The 18,739-nt window shown below is 64.5% G+C and carries 16 protein-coding genes; 1 reads left to right on the forward strand and 15 read right to left on the reverse strand.

The window, feature by feature from the left end:
- Positions 1-338 precede the first annotated feature (338 nt).
- Positions 339-2,600 (reverse strand): primosomal protein N', encoded by a 2,262-nt coding sequence (locus tag WS49_RS17780; protein WP_059531197.1) that lies wholly within the window; start codon positions 2,598-2,600, stop codon positions 339-341.
- A 448-nt stretch (positions 2,601-3,048) separates the two neighbouring features.
- The gene (gene hemE / locus WS49_RS17785) at positions 3,049-4,143 is read right to left on the reverse strand and encodes a uroporphyrinogen decarboxylase (RefSeq protein WP_279610106.1); all 1,095 of its coding nucleotides are present in this window, start codon (positions 4,141-4,143) and stop codon (positions 3,049-3,051) included.
- Positions 4,144-4,292: 149 nt separating this feature from the next.
- On the opposite strand from hemE, the gene WS49_RS17790 reads away from it, so the two are divergent.
- Positions 4,293-5,102: a transporter substrate-binding domain-containing protein gene (locus tag WS49_RS17790; RefSeq protein ID WP_059531200.1), complete on the forward strand. Its 810-nt coding sequence runs from the start codon at positions 4,293-4,295 to the stop codon at positions 5,100-5,102.
- A 702-nt stretch (positions 5,103-5,804) separates the two neighbouring features.
- Here the strand turns inward: WS49_RS17790 and WS49_RS17795 are convergent.
- The 13 genes from WS49_RS17795 to WS49_RS17855 all read right to left on the reverse strand — a co-directional run bounded on the left by WS49_RS17795 (position 5,805) and on the right by WS49_RS17855 (position 18,711).
- Positions 5,805-7,532: an AMP-binding protein gene (locus tag WS49_RS17795; protein WP_059531203.1), complete on the reverse strand. Its 1,728-nt coding sequence runs from the start codon at positions 7,530-7,532 to the stop codon at positions 5,805-5,807.
- 258 nt (positions 7,533-7,790) lie between these two features.
- A complete protein-coding gene (locus tag WS49_RS17800) occupies positions 7,791-8,216 on the reverse strand; it encodes a F0F1 ATP synthase subunit epsilon (RefSeq protein ID WP_006477288.1) in 426 nt (141 codons plus the stop codon).
- Between the two features lie 104 nt (positions 8,217-8,320).
- Positions 8,321-9,715, reverse strand: a complete 1,395-nt coding sequence (atpD, locus tag WS49_RS17805; RefSeq protein ID WP_059531206.1) for a F0F1 ATP synthase subunit beta — start codon at positions 9,713-9,715, stop codon at positions 8,321-8,323.
- A 66-nt stretch (positions 9,716-9,781) separates the two neighbouring features.
- Entirely contained in the window at positions 9,782-10,657 is an 876-nt protein-coding gene (gene atpG, locus WS49_RS17810; protein ID WP_034188170.1) for a F0F1 ATP synthase subunit gamma, read from the reverse strand.
- Between the two features lie 69 nt (positions 10,658-10,726).
- Positions 10,727-12,268 (reverse strand): F0F1 ATP synthase subunit alpha, encoded by a 1,542-nt coding sequence (atpA, locus tag WS49_RS17815; RefSeq protein WP_014895499.1) that lies wholly within the window; start codon positions 12,266-12,268, stop codon positions 10,727-10,729.
- Positions 12,269-12,312: 44 nt separating this feature from the next.
- Positions 12,313-12,852, reverse strand: coding sequence for a F0F1 ATP synthase subunit delta (locus WS49_RS17820; protein WP_014895498.1), 540 nt, complete (start codon positions 12,850-12,852; stop codon positions 12,313-12,315).
- Between the two features lie 2 nt (positions 12,853-12,854).
- Positions 12,855-13,325, reverse strand: coding sequence for a F0F1 ATP synthase subunit B (locus tag WS49_RS17825; protein ID WP_006477283.1), 471 nt, complete (start codon positions 13,323-13,325; stop codon positions 12,855-12,857).
- A 129-nt stretch (positions 13,326-13,454) separates the two neighbouring features.
- Positions 13,455-13,724, reverse strand: a complete 270-nt coding sequence (gene atpE, locus WS49_RS17830) for a F0F1 ATP synthase subunit C (protein WP_006482730.1) — start codon at positions 13,722-13,724, stop codon at positions 13,455-13,457.
- A 75-nt stretch (positions 13,725-13,799) separates the two neighbouring features.
- Positions 13,800-14,651 carry a F0F1 ATP synthase subunit A gene (gene atpB / locus WS49_RS17835; RefSeq protein ID WP_059531209.1) on the reverse strand — a complete coding sequence of 284 codons (852 nt, stop codon included), beginning with the start codon at positions 14,649-14,651 and terminating at the stop codon, positions 13,800-13,802.
- Between the two features lie 110 nt (positions 14,652-14,761).
- Positions 14,762-15,289, reverse strand: a complete 528-nt coding sequence (locus WS49_RS17840) for an ATP synthase subunit I (RefSeq protein ID WP_059531211.1) — start codon at positions 15,287-15,289, stop codon at positions 14,762-14,764.
- A 573-nt stretch (positions 15,290-15,862) separates the two neighbouring features.
- Entirely contained in the window at positions 15,863-16,993 is a 1,131-nt protein-coding gene (locus tag WS49_RS17845) for an SLC13 family permease (RefSeq protein ID WP_059531214.1), read from the reverse strand.
- Positions 16,994-17,006: 13 nt separating this feature from the next.
- Positions 17,007-17,900 (reverse strand): ParB/RepB/Spo0J family partition protein, encoded by an 894-nt coding sequence (locus WS49_RS17850; RefSeq protein ID WP_059531410.1) that lies wholly within the window; start codon positions 17,898-17,900, stop codon positions 17,007-17,009.
- Between the two features lie 31 nt (positions 17,901-17,931).
- A complete protein-coding gene (locus WS49_RS17855) occupies positions 17,932-18,711 on the reverse strand; it encodes a ParA family protein (RefSeq protein WP_044845234.1) in 780 nt (259 codons plus the stop codon).
- Positions 18,712-18,739: the final 28 nt, after the last annotated feature.

Consider the following 18,739-nt stretch of genomic DNA (forward strand, 5'->3'; position numbering starts at 1 on the left):
GTGAGAGGATGCGCGAAATCCTACGGCACGCAATAAAAAGGTGCAACCGAATTGATGGATTGGTTGCACCCACAAGTTATTCAATATAATCAGCCACTTATGAGGTTGCAGCCTAGGGGTTGCCCGTGGTCGGCGGATCGGTGTTTTCCCTGATCGGGTCAAGTTGGCGCACGTGGGCAACCCGCGGCGTGCACCACCAAGGGGAAAAGCGGGTTGCACTGTGCGTGGCGGCGGGTAATTCAGGCGGCTGTGGGACGGGTCGGGAGGAGGATCGCGCGGGTCGGTGGATCCGGCCGGCTCGGTATCGGCATGCGGCACGGCGGCCGCGCGCGCACCGCTCAGATATCGAGCGGATCGACCTCGACGCTCCACCGCAGCACGCCCTTCAGCGCGCGCAGTTCCGGCTGCCATGCGCGCAGCGCATGCTGCAGTGCCGCCCGCGACGCACTTTCGAGCAGCAACTGCGCGCGGTGGACGTTCGCGACCTTGACGATCGTCATCGGCACCGCGTCGTAGACGGTCACGCGATCGGCGCCCGGCAGCCCCGGCAACGCGGCCGCGGCCTGCAGCAGGAACGCGAGCGCCGCGTCGAGCGTGCGTCCTTCGGCGCGCAGCAGCGCCTGGTAGACGAACGGCGGCAGGTGCGCGTCGCGGCGCTCGCCGAGCGTCGAATTCGCGAAGCCGACGTAATCCTGCCGGCCGAGCGCGTGATACAGCGCGTGACGCGGATAGCGCGTCTGCACGAGCACCTCGCCCGGCAGCCCGGCGCGCCCCGCGCGGCCGCTCACCTGCATCAGCTGCGCGAACAGCCGCTCGCTCGCGCGGAAGTCGTGCGAGAACAGCGCGGTGTCGGCATTGAGCACGCCAACCAGCGATACGCGCTGGAAGTCGTGCCCCTTCGCGATCATCTGCGTGCCGACCAGGATGTCGACTTCACCGGCGTGCACGTCCGAGAACAGCGCCTGCGCGCTGCCCTTGCGTCGCGTGCTGTCCGCGTCGATCCGCAGTATCCGTGCGCCCGGCACGGCCTCGGCGAGCGCCTCCTCGATGCGCTGCGTGCCGCGCCCGAGCGGCGCGATATCGACGTTCCCGCATTCCGGGCACGACCGCGGAATGCGCGCTTCCCAGCCGCAGTGATGACAGCGCAGTGCATGTTCAGGCTTGTGCAGCACGACGTAAGCGCTGCAGCGCGGGCAACCGGCGACCCAGCCGCATGCGTCGCACGCGAGCTGCGGCGCGTAACCGCGCCGGTTCAGGAACACGAGGCTCTGTTCGCCGCGCTCGAGCCGCGCCTTCAACGCCGCGACGAGCGGCCCCGACAGCCCGCCCATCGACGCGCGCCCGCGCCGCCGCTCCTCTTCGAGATCGATCAACCGCACGGTCGGCAGCGTCGCGTCGGCCACCGCGCGGCGCGACAGCGTGAGTCGCGTGTAGCGGCCCTGATCGGCTTGCCACCAACTCTCGAGCGACGGCGTCGCCGAACCGAGCACGACCGGAATGCCAAGATGCTTCGCGCGCCACACGGCAAGATCGCGCGCCGAATAGCGCAGCCCTTCCTGCTGCTTGTACGCGGGTTCGTGCTCCTCGTCGACGACGATCAGTGCGAGCGTCGGCAGCGACGCGAGCACCGCGAGCCGCGTGCCGAGCACGATTCGCGCGCGGCCCGTGTGTGCGGCGAGCCAGTTGCGCGCCCGCTCGCCCTCGGCGAGCCCGCTGTGCAGCGTGACGATCGCGTCGTCGGCGAGCGTGCCCGCGAAGCGTGCCCGGAACGCGGCCTCGAATTGCGGCGTCAGGTTGATTTCGGGCACGAGCACGAGCGCCTGCGCGTCGGGCCGCGCATCGAGCAGCGCGGCGAGCGCATGCAGATAGACCTCGGTCTTGCCGCTCCCGGTCACGCCATGCAGCAGGAACGGCGCGAAACCCTGCGCGGCGCGGATCGCGTCGAGCGCCTCCGCCTGCTGGTCGGTGAGCGCCGGCGGCACAGTTCGTCCACTGGTTGTCGACAGGTTATCCACAGCTTTGGGCACAGGCGCGTCGGCCCAGCCGATTTCCTCGACGGCGACCCAGCCGCGCGCCGCCCAGTCGTCGAGCGTGGCGGCGGCCTTCGGATGCAACGCACGCGCATCGGGCAACGTCATCGAATCGGTATCGGCGAGCGCCTGCGCGAGCCGCCGCAGCGCGGCCCCGCGCGCCGGCAGTGTGTCGGGCAGCGCCGCGCGGCCGGCTTCGGTCAGCCGGTAGCGCACCTCGGGCGCCAGCAGCCGGCCCCAGCGCTCCGCGTCGCGCAGCGCCTGCGGCAACGCCGGCAGCGCAACTTCGCCGCGACCGCGCTGGTAGTAATCGGCCGCGAACGACACCAGCGCGAGCCAATCCGGCGCGAGCGGCGGCAGCTCGGTACAAATCGCGTCGATCGCCCGCAACCGGGACGGTGGCACGTCGGTGTGAGTCGTCACTTCGCAGACGAGACCGACAACCTGCCGCTTGCCGAACGGCACCTGCACCAGGGTGCCGGGCTCCGGCGCCGGCTGGACGTCGCATCGGTAGTCGAACAGGGTGGCGAGCGGATGGTCGAGGGCGACCCTGAGGTAAGTGCCGTCCATCACCGCGCTCCGGCGACAGCGCGAGGCGCACCGACGGCTTGCACCCGGGCCCGCGCCACGGTGGCGAACTTAAAGTAAAACTTCAGATTCGGCGCTAAGTTTTGGATTCGCATTAGGAATCGCCGTATACCCTGACCAGCCTGTGGATAACTTTGTTGAGAACTCGCCGTTCAACAGCCGCGAAGCGCGCGGGGCCGTGCTTTCCGCTGTTTTCGGCCGCCCTCGACCGCGCCCCGCGGAGCCTTATTCCATAAGGCTGCTATTCAAATTACGAAACCATAGCGAGACAATTCGACCGATACAGAGCTCTACCGCGCTGCAACGTGGAAAATGTGTATAAGTCAAGTCTTGACAAGCCTTGAATCGGCAACCGGTGCGGGGTTGCGCCCTGTTTAGCGCCGACAGCGAAACGCTGTCACCCCGCAGTGCAGCATGACAGCACTTGCGCTCAGCCCGCGGCTCCGCTACGGATCTTGCGGCTGTGGGTGTGCACTTCGTCGACGAGTTCGGCGACGTGGTCGGGCGACGTGAACTGCGAAATGCCGTGGCCGAGGTTGAATACGTGACCCGGATGATTGCCGTAGCTGTCGAGCACCGCGCGCGCCTGCTCGCGCACCACGGCCGGCGGCGCAAACAGGATCGTCGGGTCGAGGTTGCCCTGCAGCGCGACGCGCCCGGCGACGCGTTCGCGCGCGGCGCCGAGATTGACGGTCCAGTCGAGGCCGACGGCGTCGACGCCGGTCGCCGCGATTTCCTCGAGCCACAGCCCGCCGCCCTTCGTGAACGTGATCACCGGCACGCGCTCGCCGTCGTGCTCGCGCTTCAGCTGCGCGACCACGCGACGGATGTAGTCCAGCGAGAAGCGCTGGTATGCGCCGTCCGCCAGCGCGCCGCCCCACGTATCGAAAATCATCACGGCCTGCGCGCCGGCTTCGATCTGCGCGTTCAGGTAAGCGGCCACGGCCTGCGCGTTCACGTCGAGGATCCGGTGCATCAGGTCGGGCCGCGAATATGCCATCGACTTCACCGTGCGGAAATCGTCCGACCCGCCGCCTTCGACCATGTAGCACGCGAGCGTCCACGGGCTGCCCGAGAAGCCGATCAGCGGCACGCGCTGGCGGCCCTGGCCGTCGGTCAGCGCGCGGCGGATCTCGCGCACGGCGCCCGTCACGTAGCCGAGCGTCTCCTCGATGTCCGGCACCGCGAGCTTCGCGACGTCGGCCTCGGTGCGCACCGGATGCGCGAACTTCGGCCCTTCGCCGACCTGGAAGTCGAGGCCGAGACCCATCGCGTCGGGGATCGTCAGGATGTCCGAGAACAGGATCGCGGCGTCGAGCGGGAAGCGCTCGAGCGGCTGCAGCGTCACTTCGGTCGCGTAGTCGGGATTCTTCGCGAGGCCGAGGAAGCTGCCGGCGCGCGCGCGCGTCGCGTTGTATTCGGGCAGATAGCGGCCGGCCTGACGCATCAGCCAGATCGGCGTGTAGTCGGTCGGCTCGCGCAGAAGCGCACGCAGGAAGGTGTCGTTGAGCAGGGTATGGGCCACGGTAGGAGCGACGATGCGAAGGCAAAGCGGCATTTTACCGGAGCGCGGCCGCACGGCCGCGTATGCCGATGCGATGGCGGCCATATGACGCGCGCGATGGCTCCGCTATGATCGGACGCTGATATCGAATCGAACGAAGGAGGAGACCGATGAAGACATTCGCCACGCTGGCCACGCTCACCGCTGCGATGCTTTGCTGCGCCGCCGCGCACGCGCAGGGTACGACCGCGACGGCGGCCCCGACCGCCGCAGCCGTCGGCTCGCGGCTCGACGACGTGGTCGCACGCGGCACGCTGCGCGTGTGCACGACGGGCGACTACAAGCCGTATTCGTACCACCGGACGGACGGCCGTTTCGAGGGCATCGACATCGAGATGGCCGAGTCGCTCGCGAAATCGCTCGGCGTGAAGGCCGACTTCGTGAAGACGAGCTGGTCGAACCTCACCAACGACTTCGTCGCGAAGTGCGATATCGCGGTGGGCGGCGTGTCGACGACACTCGAGCGCCAGAAGCGCGTGTTCTTCACGCAGCCGTACGTGGTCGACGGCAAGACGCCGATCGTGCGCTGCGCGGATGCCGACAAGTACCAGACCGTCGCGCAGATCGACCGGCCCGAGACCCGCGTGATCGTGAACCCGGGCGGCACCAACGAGCGCTTCGCGAAGCAGTTCTTCACGCATGCGAACCTGAGCGTCTATCCGGACAACGTGACGATCTTCAAGCAGATCCTCGCGGGCAAGGCGGACGTCATGGTGACGGATGCGTCCGAGACGCTGCTGCAGCAAAAGCTGAATCCGGGCCTGTGTTCCGTGCATCCGGACAAGCCGTTCCAGTTCGGCGAAAAGGCGTACATGGTGCCGCGCGGCGACGTCGTGTTCCAGCAGTACGTCGACCAGTGGCTGCACCTGGCGCTGTCGTCCGGCGAATACCAGGCGATCTCCGACAAGTGGCTGAAGTGAGCACGAGCGCTCGCCCAACAAGCGGCCGATAACCGGCAGGGACGCCGTCATTGCCGCCGGCCGGGCGCACCGCCGTTACACATCGGCGTGGCACCCGGCCGGCGTGAAATCGCGAAAACCGGCCGAATGGCCGACTATCGCGTGCCCCAATCACGTTTCAAAATCTTTCCGACGAATGATTCGTCAGATGCGGTATCTGCCGCGCGATGCGCATTCCAGCGTGTAAATCGGCAATTCATCGACGTCGATACGCATGAAAAACGCATTACGCGCACCCGATGAAAACTCTGCGGAAAAGATGGGTAAATATGACCTTTTTCAGGACCCCGAAAACAGCAAAAAATCCCGGAAAGCCTTATCTGGCGGGCGTTACAACCTGAAACACTTTGTTACCGCGAGGGGTCATTAATTCGCCCACAATGGCCTCAACGGTTTCAACACGGATGCGGTCTCGTGTGCCAAGTGTGAGCGGACGCGAAGCGCTGCGAGCCAGTCGGTCACGTACCGAAGCCCTTCCGAGGGGCATCCCTGTTGGAGTCGTTTCCGGCCCCCCGCCGGACTCGGTTTCATCTTTGGTCTCCTCGCGCTAACCCCGTAGCGTGTGGTTTTTAGCGGGCTAATAAGCCCGCTTTTTTTCGTCCATCGAAAACGCAACGGCCCGCAGGCCGTCGCGTTCGTCCCGCGCCGGGCCGCTCGGTTCTTTCAAGCGGTCTTCTGCACGTCGAGCTTCAGTTCGTCGATCATCCGCTCGCGCATCACGAACTTCTGCACCTTGCCCGTCACCGTCATCGGCAGCTCGTCGACGAAGCGGATGTAGCGCGGAATCTTGTAGTGCGCGATCTGGCCGCTGCAGAATGCGCGCACGTCGTCCTCGGTCATCTGCTCGTCCGCACGCAGCACGATCCACGCGCACAGCTCCTCGCCGTATTTCGCGTCGGGCACGCCGAACACCTGCGCGCTCTGAATCTTCGGATGCCTGAACAGGAATTCCTCGATCTCGCGCGGATACACGTTCTCGCCGCCGCGAATCACCATGTCCTTCAGCCGGCCGACGATGTTGCAATAGCCGTCGGCGTCGAGCGTCGCGAGGTCGCCCGTATGCATCCAGCCGTCGACCAGCACCTCGCGTGTCTTCGCGTCGTCGTCCCAGTAGCCGAGCATCACCGAATAGCCCTTCGTGCACAGCTCGCCGGTCGCGCCGACCGGCACGATCTCGCCGTTCGGGTCGACGATCTTCACCTCCAGGTGCGGCTGGATGCGGCCGACCGTCGTCGTGCGCTTTTCGAGCGGGTCGTCGGTCGAGCTCTGGAACGACACGGGACTCGTCTCCGTCATCCCGTACGCGATCGTGATCTCGGACAAATGCATCTGCGACACGACGCGCTTCATCGTCTCGATCGGGCACGGCGAGCCGGCCATGATCCCGGTGCGCAGCGTCGACAGGTCGAACTTCGCGAAGTCCGGATGATCGAGCTCCGCGATGAACATCGTCGGCACGCCGTGCAGCGCGGTGCAGCGCTCGTCGGCAACGGCCGCGAGCGTCGCGACCGGATCGAACGCCTCGCCGGGGAACACCATCGCCGCGCCCTTCGACACGCACGCGAGCACGGCCAGCACCATCCCGAAGCAGTGATACAGCGGCACCGGGATGCAGAGCGAATCCTGCTCGGTGAAGCGCATCGCCATCGCGATCGAGCGCGCGTTGTTGACGACGTTGCGGTGCGTGAGCGTCGCGCCCTTCGGGCTGCCGGTCGTGCCGCTGGTGAACTGGATGTTGATCGGATCGGTGGCCGCGAGCGTCGCGCCGATCGCGTCGAGCCGCGCGACATCGAGCGTGCCGCGGCCGCGCGCCATCACGTCCGCGAAGCGGAACATGCCGGCCGGCGCGACCTCGCCCATCGACACGACCGTGCGCAGGCTCGGCACGCGCGCCGCATGCAGGTCGCCCGGCGTCGCGCTCGCGAGTTCCGGTGCGATGGTCTGCAGCATCTCGACGTACGCCGATGTCTTGAAGCGCTCGGCCGCGATCACGGCCTTGCAGCCGACCTTGTTCAGCGCGTATTCGAGTTCCGCGAGCCGGTAGGCCGGGTTGATGTTGACGAGGACCGCGCCGATGCGCGCGGTCGCGAACTGCGTGAGCAGCCATTCGCTGCGGTTCGGCGACCAGATGCCGACGCAATCGCCCTTCACGATCCCGAGCGCGGCGAGGCCCGCCGCGAGCACGTCGACCTCGTGCGCGAACGCGCGCCAGGTCCAGCGCACCTGCTGTTCGCGAAACACAACGGCCGGGCGATCGGGAAAGCGGCCCGCCGTGTCGAGCAGGAACCGGCTGATCGTCGCGTCGGATAGCGGCACGTCGGTCGCGCCGCGCACGTACGACAGTCCGTTTTCGGGCGCGATCAGCGCCCCCTTGCCAAGGTCTGCTGCCATCGATGTCTCCGTCCGTTTTTGTCTGATCGGCCCGGCGCGCGGCTGACGCGCGCGCCTGCTCCGCCGCGATCGCGGCGGACTGCCTCTGCCCGGATGATGCCGCGCTCTGCTGACGCCACTCTGACATCAAATCGCGGCGGGCGGATGAAATAGCACGACCGGACGATACGATCCGGTCCGCAAAAAACAGACGAAAACGACGGACGAAAAAAAAGCAGCCCGAAGGCTGCTTTCTTTCGCTGGATACGCGCGCGCGGCTCAGTGCCGGCTGCGAATCTTCGCCAGACGCTGGATCGCTTCGAGCTGCGCCATCGCGGTCGCGAGCTCGGATTGCGCCTTTGCGAGGTCGAGGTCCGACTTCGCGTTCTGCAGCGTTTCCTCGGCACGCTTGCGCGCTTCCTCGGCTTTCGCCGCGTCGAGGTCCTTGCCGCGGATCGCGGTATCGGCGAGCACCGTCACGGCGCCCGGCTGCACTTCGAGAATGCCGCCTGCGACGAACACGAATTCGTCGTTGCCGCCCTCGACTTCGATGCGCACCGCACCCGGACGAATCCGCGTGATCAGCGGCGTGTGACCCGGCAGAATACCCAGCTCACCCGTTTCGCCCGGCAGCGCGACGAATTTCGCCTCGCCCGAGAAGATCTGCTCTTCCGCGCTGACGACGTCTACTTTGATGGTTGCCATATCGACTCCTGGTTGAGCGTATTACGTGGGCGCCCGCCCGTGAAAAGATGCCGTCGAGACATCCTTCACGAACGCACGGGCGCCCGCTGCGTTACACCCGACCTTTACTGGATCTTCTTGGCCTTTTCGAAGGCTTCGTCGATCGTGCCGACCATGTAGAACGCCTGTTCCGGCAGGTGGTCGCACTCGCCGTCGACGATCATCTTGAAGCCACGGATCGTTTCCTTCAGCGGCACGTACTTGCCCGGCGAGCCCGTGAACACTTCAGCGACGTGGAACGGCTGCGACAGGAAACGCTGGATCTTACGAGCGCGCGCGACCGACAGCTTGTCTTCCGGCGACAGTTCGTCCATGCCCAGAATCGCGATGATGTCGCGCAGTTCCTTGTAGCGCTGCAGCGTCTGCTGAACGCGACGGGTGATCGAGTAGTGCTCTTCACCGATCACGTTCGGGTCGATCTGGCGCGACGTCGAGTCGAGCGGGTCGACCGCCGGGTAGATACCCAGCGAAGCGATGTCACGCGACAGAACGACGGTTGCGTCCAAGTGGCCGAAAGTGGTTGCCGGCGACGGGTCGGTCAAGTCGTCCGCAGGGACGTACACGGCCTGAACCGACGTAATCGAGCCCTTCTTGGTCGACGTGATGCGTTCCTGCAGCTTGCCCATTTCTTCAGCCAGCGTCGGCTGATAGCCCACTGCCGACGGCATACGGCCGAGCAGTGCCGACACTTCGGTACCGGCCAGCGTGAAACGGTAGATGTTGTCGACGAAGAACAGCACGTCGAGGCCTTCGTCACGGAAGTGCTCGGCCATCGTCAGGCCGGTCAGCGCGACGCGCAGACGGTTGCCCGGCGGCTCGTTCATCTGGCCGTACACCAGCGCGACCTTGTCGAGAACGTTCGAGTCCTTCATTTCGTGGTAGAAGTCGTTCCCTTCACGGGTACGCTCGCCCACGCCCGCGAACACGGAGTAACCGCCGTGTTCCTTCGCGATGTTGTTGATGAGCTCCATCATGTTGACGGTCTTGCCCACGCCAGCACCGCCGAACAGGCCAACCTTGCCGCCCTTCGCGAACGGGCAGATCAGGTCGATGACCTTGATACCCGTTTCGAGCAGTTCGGTCGACGGCGACAGTTCGTCGAACGCCGGAGCCTTCTGGTGGATCGAACGCGTGTGTTCGCTTTCGATCGGGCCGGCTTCGTCGATCGGACGGCCGAGCACGTCCATGATACGACCGAGGGTCGGCTTGCCGACCGGCACCGAAATCGGCTTGCTCGTGTTCTTCACGGTCAGGCCGCGGCGCAGGCCGTCGGATGCACCCAGACAAATGGTACGGACCACGCCGTCGCCCAGCTGCTGCTGGACTTCGAGCGTCAGTTCCGAGCCATCGAGAATGAGCGCGTCGTAGATCTTCGGCATGCTGTCGCGCGGGAATTCCACGTCGATAACGGCGCCGATGCACTGTACGATCTTGCCTTCTACCAAAGCAGCAGTACTCATCGCTTTTCCTTTAAATACCTGATTCTTTACTCGCGCAAAGGCGCAGTTGTCGTCCCGGGCGCGCGCTTAAACAGCGGCTGCGCCGCCGACGATCTCCGACAGTTCTTTCGTAATCGCGGCCTGGCGGCTCTTGTTGTACACGAGCTGCAGTTCGCTGATCACCGTCTTCGCGTTGTCGGACGCGGCCTTCATCGCGACCATCCGCGCCGATTGCTCGGACGCCATGTTCTCCGCGACGGCCTGGTACACCAGCGCCTCGACGTAACGCACGAGCAGTTCGTCGACGACTGCCTGCGCGTCCGGCTCGTAGATGTAGTCCCACGACGTGGCCGGCGTACCGTCATCGGCTTCGAAGTGTTCCGACGACAGCGGCAGCAGCTGCTCGATCACGGCTTCCTGCTTCATCGTGTTGACGAAGCGCGTGTAAGCGATATAAACCGCCGACAGCTTGCCTTCCGAGTACAGATCGAGCTGCGTCTTCACGGCGCCGATCAGCTTGTCCAGATGCGGGGTGTCGCCGAGGTGCACGACCTGCGACATCACCTTCGCGCCGAAGCGGTTCAGGAACCCGAGGCCCTTGCCGCCGATCGCGGTGGCTTCGACCTTCTGGCCCTTCTCTTCCAGCTCCTTGAACTTCTGCACCGTCGCACGCAGCACGTTGGTGTTCAGACCGCCGCAAAGACCCTTGTCCGTCGTGACGAGGATGATGCCGGCCGTCTTCGCGCCGTCGTTTGCCACCATGAACGGGTGGCGGTACTCCGGGTTCGCGCGGCTCATGTGCGCGGCGATGGCACGGACCTTGTCTGCATACGGACGAGCGGCGCGCATGCGTTCCTGCGCGCGACGCATCTTCGATGCGGCCACCATCTCCATCGCCTTCGTGATCTTGCGCGTGTTCTGCACGCTCTTGATCTTGCCGCGAATTTCCTTCATTCCAGCCATAGCTTGCTCCTTGACCGAAGCGGCGCGGGCGCATCAGCACCCGCGCGGCCTCAGTGTGTCACTCGCGGATCAATAGGCACCGGACTTCTTGAAGGATTCGATCGCCGAGCGCAGTGCGCCTTCGTCGTCCTTCGAGAGATCCTTGGTGTCTTCGATGCGCTTGATGAGGTCAGCGTGGCTGGTCTTCAGGTTGTCGCGCAGGCCCTTCTCGAACGACAGCACTTGCTTGACGTCGAGATCGTCGAGGTAGCCGTTGTTCGCGGCGTACAGCGACACGGCCAGTTCCCACACCTGCAGCGGCTGGTACTGCGGCTGCTTCAGCAGTTCCGTCACGCGGCGGCCGCGCTCGAGCTGCTTGCGGGTCGCTTCGTCGAGGTCCGATGCGAACTGCGCGAATGCGGCCAGTTCACGGTACTGCGCGAGGTCGGTACGGATACCGCCCGACAGCTTCTTCACGACCTTCGTCTGAGCGGCGCCACCGACTCGCGACACCGACACGCCGGCGTTGATTGCCGGGCGGATGCCTGCGTTGAACAGGTCGGTTTCCAGGAAGATCTGGCCGTCGGTAATCGAGATCACGTTCGTCGGAACGAACGCGGTCACGTCGCCAGCCTGCGTTTCGATGACCGGCAGTGCCGTCAGCGACCCGCTCTTGCCCTTCACTTCGCCGTTCGTGAACTTCTCGACGTACTCTTCCGACACGCGAGCAGCACGCTCGAGCAGACGCGAGTGCAGATAGAACACGTCACCCGGATATGCTTCACGGCCCGGCGGGCGGCGCAGCAGCAGCGAGATCTGACGGTATGCCCAAGCTTGCTTGGTCAAGTCGTCATAGATGATCAGCGCGTCCTGGCCGCGGTCGCGGAAGTATTCGCCCATCGTGCAGCCGGCGTACGGTGCGAGGTACTGCATCGCTGCCGAATCCGAAGCCGAAGCGGCGACGACGATCGTGTATTCCATCGCGCCCGTTTCTTCGAGCTTGCGAACCACGTTCATGATCGACGAAGCCTTCTGGCCGATCGCGACGTAGATACAGATCAGGTCCTTGCCCTTCTGGTTGATGATCGCGTCGAGCGCCACCGCGGTCTTGCCGCACTGACGGTCGCCGATGATCAGCTCACGCTGGCCACGGCCGATCGGCACCATCGCGTCGATCGACTTGATGCCCGTCTGCACCGGCTGCGACACCGACTTACGCCAGATCACGCCCGGGGCGATCTTTTCGATCGCGTCGGTCAGCTTCGCGTTGACCGGGCCCTTGCCGTCGATCGGGTTGCCGAGCGCGTCGACCACGCGGCCGACGAGTTCCGGACCGACCGGGACTTCCAGAATGCGGCCCGTCGTCTTGACGATGTCGCCTTCCGAGATGTGTTCGTATTCGCCGAGAATCACCGCGCCGACCGAGTCGCGCTCGAGGTTCAGCGCGAGGCCGAACGTGTTGCCCGGAAACTCGAGCATTTCGCCCTGCATCACGTCCGACAGGCCGTGGATGCGCACGATACCGTCGGTCACGGAGATCACGGTGCCCTGGTTGCGAACGTCTGCGCTCGCTTCAAGGCCCTGGATCCGGCTCTTGATCAGCTCGCTGATCTCAGAGGGATTGAGTTGCATTATTCGCTCCTGATAGTCAATTCTGTTGCGTGCCGGCGTGGCGCTCAGGCGGTCAAGGCAGCCTGCATCGATGCGAGGCGCGCGCGAACCGAGGTGTCGAGCACTTCGTCGCCGACCGTCACGCGCACGCCGCCGATCAGCGACGAATCGACTTCGACCGTCGGCTTCAGCTTGCGCTTGAACTTGCGTTCGAGGCCAGAGACGAGGCTTTCGAGATCCGCGCCGTTCAGCGGGAACGCGCTCACGATCTCGGCGTCGGCTGCACCTTCGCGTTCGTTCTTGAGCGCCTCGAACTGCTCGGCGATTTCCGGCAGCAGCGCGATGCGATGATTGTCGACCAGCATCTGCACGAAGTTCTTCGCTTCGGCGCCAGCCGCGACCGGCGACTTCACCGCAGCAAGCAGCAGCTCGGCCACTTGCGTGCGCGTCACCTTCGGGCTCGACGCGACCGACAGCACTTCCGGCAGACGCGCAACCTGGGCCAGCTCTTGCACGAGCGTGGACCAGGCGGCGATGTCACCTCCCTCGGCCACGCGGAACAGCGCTTCTGCGTAAGGGCGGGCGATGGTTGCAAGTTCGGCCATGATCAGAGCTCGGCTTTCAGTTGATTCAGCAGTTGGGCGTGGGCCGTTTGATCGACTTCGCGCTTCAGGATCTGCTCGGCGCCCTTCACGGCCAGCGCGGCGACTTCGCCACGCAGCGCTTCGCGCGCCTTCACGATTTGCTGTTCTGCTTCCGCTTTCGCCTGGGCGACGATGCGGGCGGCTTCAGCCTGGGCGTTGGCCTTGATTTCCTCGGCGACCGCCTGGGCACGCTTTTCAGCGTCGGCGATGCGCTGCTGGCCGTCGTTGCGGGCCTGCGCGAGTTCCTGGTCCACGCGCTTGTGCGCTGCGTCGAGTTCCGCCTTGCCCTTCTCCGCGGCGGCGAGGCCGTCGGCGATCTTCTTCGAACGTTCGTCGAGGGCGTTGATCAACGGCGGCCACACGAACTTCATCGTGAACCACGCGAGGACCAGGAACACGACCATTTGCGCAAACAGAGTTGCGTTGAGATTCACGGTGTTTCCTTATCTGCTATTCCGGAAAAATGAAACGGTAAGGCGCTCATCGAGTTGCATTCGATCAGCGCCCCAAGTCTCCGTTCCGCCCTGCGCCGGCTTACGCCGGGCGCATATTTCCGAGGAACCTTAGCCTGCGAGCTTCGACAGGAGCGGGTTCGCGAACGCGAACAGCATTGCGACACCAACGCCGATCAGGAATGCAGCGTCGATCAGGCCGGCCAGCAGGAACATCTTCGTTTGCAGCGGGTTGATGAGTTCCGGCTGACGTGCGCAGGCTTCGATGTACTTGCCACCCATCAGCGCGATACCGATACAGGCGCCGATTGCACCCAGGCCGATGATGATGCCGATACCGATGGCGGTCAGACCCTGGATGTTGGCGATGTAAGCTTGCATGATCACTCCTTTGTGAAAAGACTTGGAACTGAGATTTAAAAAACTAAAACGGAAACTCTTTTTTGCACGCCGCGCTTAGTGCTTGTCGTGCGCCTGGCCGAGATACACCAGCGTCAGCATCATGAAAATGAATGCCTGCAACAGAACAATCAGGATGTGGAAGATTGCCCAGACGCTACCCGCGATCACGTGACCAATGAAGCCGAGGAACGTTGCGTCGCCACCGAAGCTCCACATGCTGCCGAGCAGGGCGATCAACAGGAACAACAGCTCACCCGCGTACATGTTGCCGAACAGCCGCATGCCGAGGGAAACGGTCTTTGCGAGATATTCGACGATGTTCAGCGCGAGGTTCGGGATCCACAGCAGCGGGTGGGCGCCGAACGGGGCCGACAGCAGCTCATGCACAAAGCCGCCCGCGCCCTTGATCTTGATGCTGTAGTAGATCATCAGGACAAACACGCCGAGCGCGATGCCGAGCGTGCCGTTCAGGTCGGCCGTCGGGACGATGCGATGGTGGGAAATCACGTCCGACAGACCGAGCAGGCCGATGACGCGGCCCGGCAGGTCGACGGGGAGGAAGTCGAGGGAGTTCATCAGCGCGACCCACACGAACACCGTGAGGGCGAGCGGAGCGATGAAGGTGCGGTTGCCGTGGACGATGGCCTTCGATTGATCCTCGACCATTTCGACGAGCATCTCGATCGCACACTGGAAACGGCCCGGCACGCCCGAGGTCGCCTTGCGGGCGGCCAGACGCAGCAGGACGATCGTCACGATGCCGCACACGATCGACCAGAACAGCGTGTCGAGGTTCCAGACGTGGATGTCGAAAATCGACGTCTGATGCGAGGTGGAGAAATTCTGCAAGTGGTGCGCAATGTACTCGGACGGATCCGGACCGCGCGTGCCTTCGCTAGCTGCCATATCGTTAATGCCACCCAAATTGTCGAAAATCGTTTTGCCCCGTTCCGCAATACGCTATTGCGGGAACGGGCCGGCGCGGTTCGTTGTCGAAACCGCACGCTGCTTGTTGCTTACCGCCAGGCCAGCGCGATCCAGTACGTCTTCAGCACGACGAGGTAGGTGACGAGGAGCGCCGGCCAGTGCACGCCGGCATAGCCGTACGCCACTGCGGCGAACATCCCGATCGTCACGCCGAGCTTCAGGGCTTCGCCCATCACCCAGCTCATCACGGTGGCCGAACCACCTGCCTTCAGTCGTGCCACGAACAACGCGCTTGGCACCCAGCCGATCGCCCCGCCCAGAAACGCGGATTGCGCAGCGGCGCCCGGCGACTTTGAAAACAGCCACCACGCCAGCGTTGCAACCAGGGACAAGACCACCTGCGCGATCACCACCTTGTAGGGGGTCACGCGCGACGGCTTGCTCACGTTCGGACCGAACAGCCTCTCGGCTTCCGTCCGCGTGAGCGGAACGATGTTGTTATCTTGCAGCTCGGCATCCCAGTCGTCGTCATCGGACTCGCGCCGCTCGCCGGCCGCTGAAGCGGTGCGTTGCGCTCGGTGATCATCGTGCCTGTCGTTCGGCGCCTGACCCGCCATCGCAATCTTCCGCAAAATCCTTGAACCCGGCCCCAAGCTTTCCGAAAGCTTTCAGGGGTGCCTAGCTAACAAATCCGGGCGATTGTAAGCGATAGTTGCAGGTGATTCAAGGCTTTAGACGCGACAAAAACCAGCGTAAAACGACGCCTCATCATGTGAAAAACGCGCGCGTCGATGACGTACGATGACAGTTGTAAGGTCGGTTTTTCGTACCGGCATTTCTCGCCCAAAAAAATGCGGACGCAACGAAGTGACGTGACGGCGACGTGCGGTGCGGGCGCCGCCGACGTGGCGCGATGGCAGCAGGAACTCTGCTGTGACGCGAACACGGGAAACGATCCGACGCGGCGATGACCAATAGAGGAAACACTGTGGCCACAGTGTCGAGCGCGATGCGCGAAATACGCTCGAACCGAGCGCGCCGATGCCCGCAATCAGTTGTTGCGCCACCACAGTCGAACGACTGTGGTGGCGCAACACTTATCAACAGGCCCGGCCTCGCAACGACAAGGAACGCTGTGCGCCCTCCCCGCCAGGCTTGCGGCATGCGCGCGCCGCACTAGTCCGCATTGCTCAGCCGTGAACGAGCAACCACGCACCCAGCGCCGCGCTCGCGAGCGCGAACGGAATCGACACGAGGTGAAACGGCAGCCACATGCGCGGCTCCTTCGCGAGACGCACCGCGATCAGGTTCGCGAGCGAACCGATCGCGAAACCGAAGCCGCCGACCGATACGCCGAACGCGAGCGCCCGCCAGTCGCGCGTGAATTCCGACAACAGGATCGCCGCCGGCACGTTGCTGATTCCCTGTGACACCACCGCGCCCGCCGCGAACACGCGTAGCGGCGAATCGAGATGGGTTCGCGCGATCGCATCGTGGACGACCGGCAGCGCGGCCGCGCTGCGCAGCACAACGAACATCAGCACGAAGATCAGCAGCAGCAGCCAGTCGATCTTCAGGACTGCGTCACGTCTCGCCACCAGCAGCGCGATCACGACGCCGATCAGGCCCGGCACGGGATTGTGCGCATCGGCGAGCAGCACGAACGCACCGAACAGCACCGCCGCAAGCAAAGCATGCATGCGCTGCACGGGAACGGCCTGGACGTCTCCCGACAGATCGAGCGGCTTCGCGCGAAACGCGCACGCCGTCAGCACGAGCAGCAGCGCCATCAACGCCAGCGCGAGCGGCCCGAGCGTGACGACGAAGCGGCCGAACGACACGCCGCTCAATTGCCACAGGAAAAGGTTCTGGGGATTGCCGAGCGGGGTCGCGACGGACCCCGCGTTGACGGCCAGCGCGACCACGATCACGAGCCGCCGGAACGGCAGCGGCGTCAACGTGCGCAGCGATACCATCAGCGGCACGACGACGAACAACGCGACATCGTTGGTGAGCCACATCGCGAGCGCCGCCGCGAACACGACGAGCAGCATCGCGAGCCCGCGCTCGGAATGCACGTGATGCACGATGCGATGCGCGAGCCACATCAGGCACCCGGACAGCTCGAGCGCCTTGGTCAGCATCAGCAGACCCGCGAGCGTCGCTACGGTCTGCCAGTCGACGAGACCGACCAGTGCGCCAACTGGTTGCGGACGCAACCACTGCAGCACAATCAGCGCAAGCGCCAGCACCGTCAGTACGGGTTCCTGCAAAAGCCAGCCAAGCCACCGGCGCGGCGCCGGCGCGCCCGTGTTTTCCATCGATCGTGCCTCGTTATTCTTCGGTCGCGACGTTGCCGCGCAGACGCGCAAGAATGCCCTCGAGCGCGTCGAGGTTGCCGAAGTCGATCATCACCTGCCCTCGCCCGCGGCGGCCGAGCTTGATCTTCACCGTCGACGCGAGCAGGTCGGACAACTCCTCCTCGAGACGACGCGTGTCGCGGCCGCCATCGTCCTTCGCGCGCGCCTTCACCGCCGGCGCTTCCTTCGTCGTATGCGCGACCAGCTTCTCGGTCTCGCGCACCGACATGCGCTTGTTGACCACCTGGTGCGCGAGCGTGATCTGCGTGGCGGCATCGACCGCAAGCAGCGCACGCGCATGGCCCATGTCGAGGTCGCCGGCCAGCAACATCGTCTGCACCGGCGCCGCGAGGTTCAGCAGGCGCAGCAGGTTCGATACCGCGCTGCGCGAGCGGCCAACCGATTCGGCCGCCTGTTCGTGCGTGAAACCGAACTCATCGAGCAGGCGCTGGATACCGTGCGCCTCTTCCAGCGGATTCAGATCCTCGCGCTGGATGTTCTCGATCAGCGCCATCGCGGCGGCAGCCTGATCGGACACGTCCTTCACGAGCACCGGCACTTCGTCGAGGCCGGCCAGGCGTGCCGCGCGGAAACGCCGCTCGCCCGCGATGATTTCGTATTTGTCAGATGAAATAGGTCGTACCAGGATCGGCTGCATCACGCCTTGCGCGCGAATGCTGGCCGCCAGCTCCTGCAGGCTGCCTTCGTCCATCCGCGTCCGCGGCTGGTACTTGCCGGCCTGCAGCTTGCCGAGCGCGAGCGTGTTCGGCGCCCCTTCGATCTTCACCGCTTCGGTGATGTCCGCACTGCCGCCGAGCAGCGCTTCGAGGCCACGTCCCAAGCCCTTCTTCTTTGGTACCGCGTTCATGTCTTTCTTCCTCGCTTCGCTCATGTCCGGATCACGACACCTCGAACGCGCGCACGCGATCGATCATCTCGGCACCAAACTGGAGATACGCCTGCGCACCGCGCGAGTTACGGTCGAATACGACGCCCGGCAACCCGTAACTCGGCGCTTCCGCCAAGCGCACGTTGCGCGGAATCACCGCGTCGAACACCTTGTCGCCGAAGTGCGCTTTCAGTTGATCGGAAACTTGTTGCTGCAGCGTGATACGCGGATCGAACATCACGCGCAGCAAGCCAATGATCTTCAGATCGCGGTTCATGTTCGCGTGAACCTGCTTGATCGTATTGACGAGATCCGACAGCCCCTCCAGCGCGAAGTATTCGCACTGCATCGGGATCACGACGCCATGCGCCGCGCACAGTCCGTTCAGCGTCAGCAGCGACAGCGTCGGCGGGCAATCGATCAACACGAAGTCGTAGTCGTCGGCCACGTGTTCGAGCGCGGCCTTCAACCGTCGCTCGCGGTTATCGATGCTGATCAGCTCGATCTCCGCACCGGACAGTTCACGGTTGGCCGGCAGCACGTCGTACGTGACACCTTCCGGACGCACGCGCGCGTCCGTCACCGAGACGCCGTCGACCAGCACTTCGTACACGGTCGACTCGCAGGCGGCCTTGTCGATCCCGCTGCCCATCGTCGCGTTGCCCTGCGGGTCGAGATCGATCAGCAGGACTCGTTGCTCCTGCGCTGCAAGGCTTGCGGCGAGATTGACCGATGTCGTCGTCTTGCCGACGCCCCCCTTCTGGTTCGCAACGCAGAAGATCTTTGCCATCGTTGGTGTGTTCCCTTTACCTTCAAAC

It is taken from the genome of Burkholderia sp. RF7-non_BP4, from assembly GCF_001521935.1.
Lineage (GTDB): Bacteria > Pseudomonadota > Gammaproteobacteria > Burkholderiales > Burkholderiaceae > Burkholderia > Burkholderia diffusa.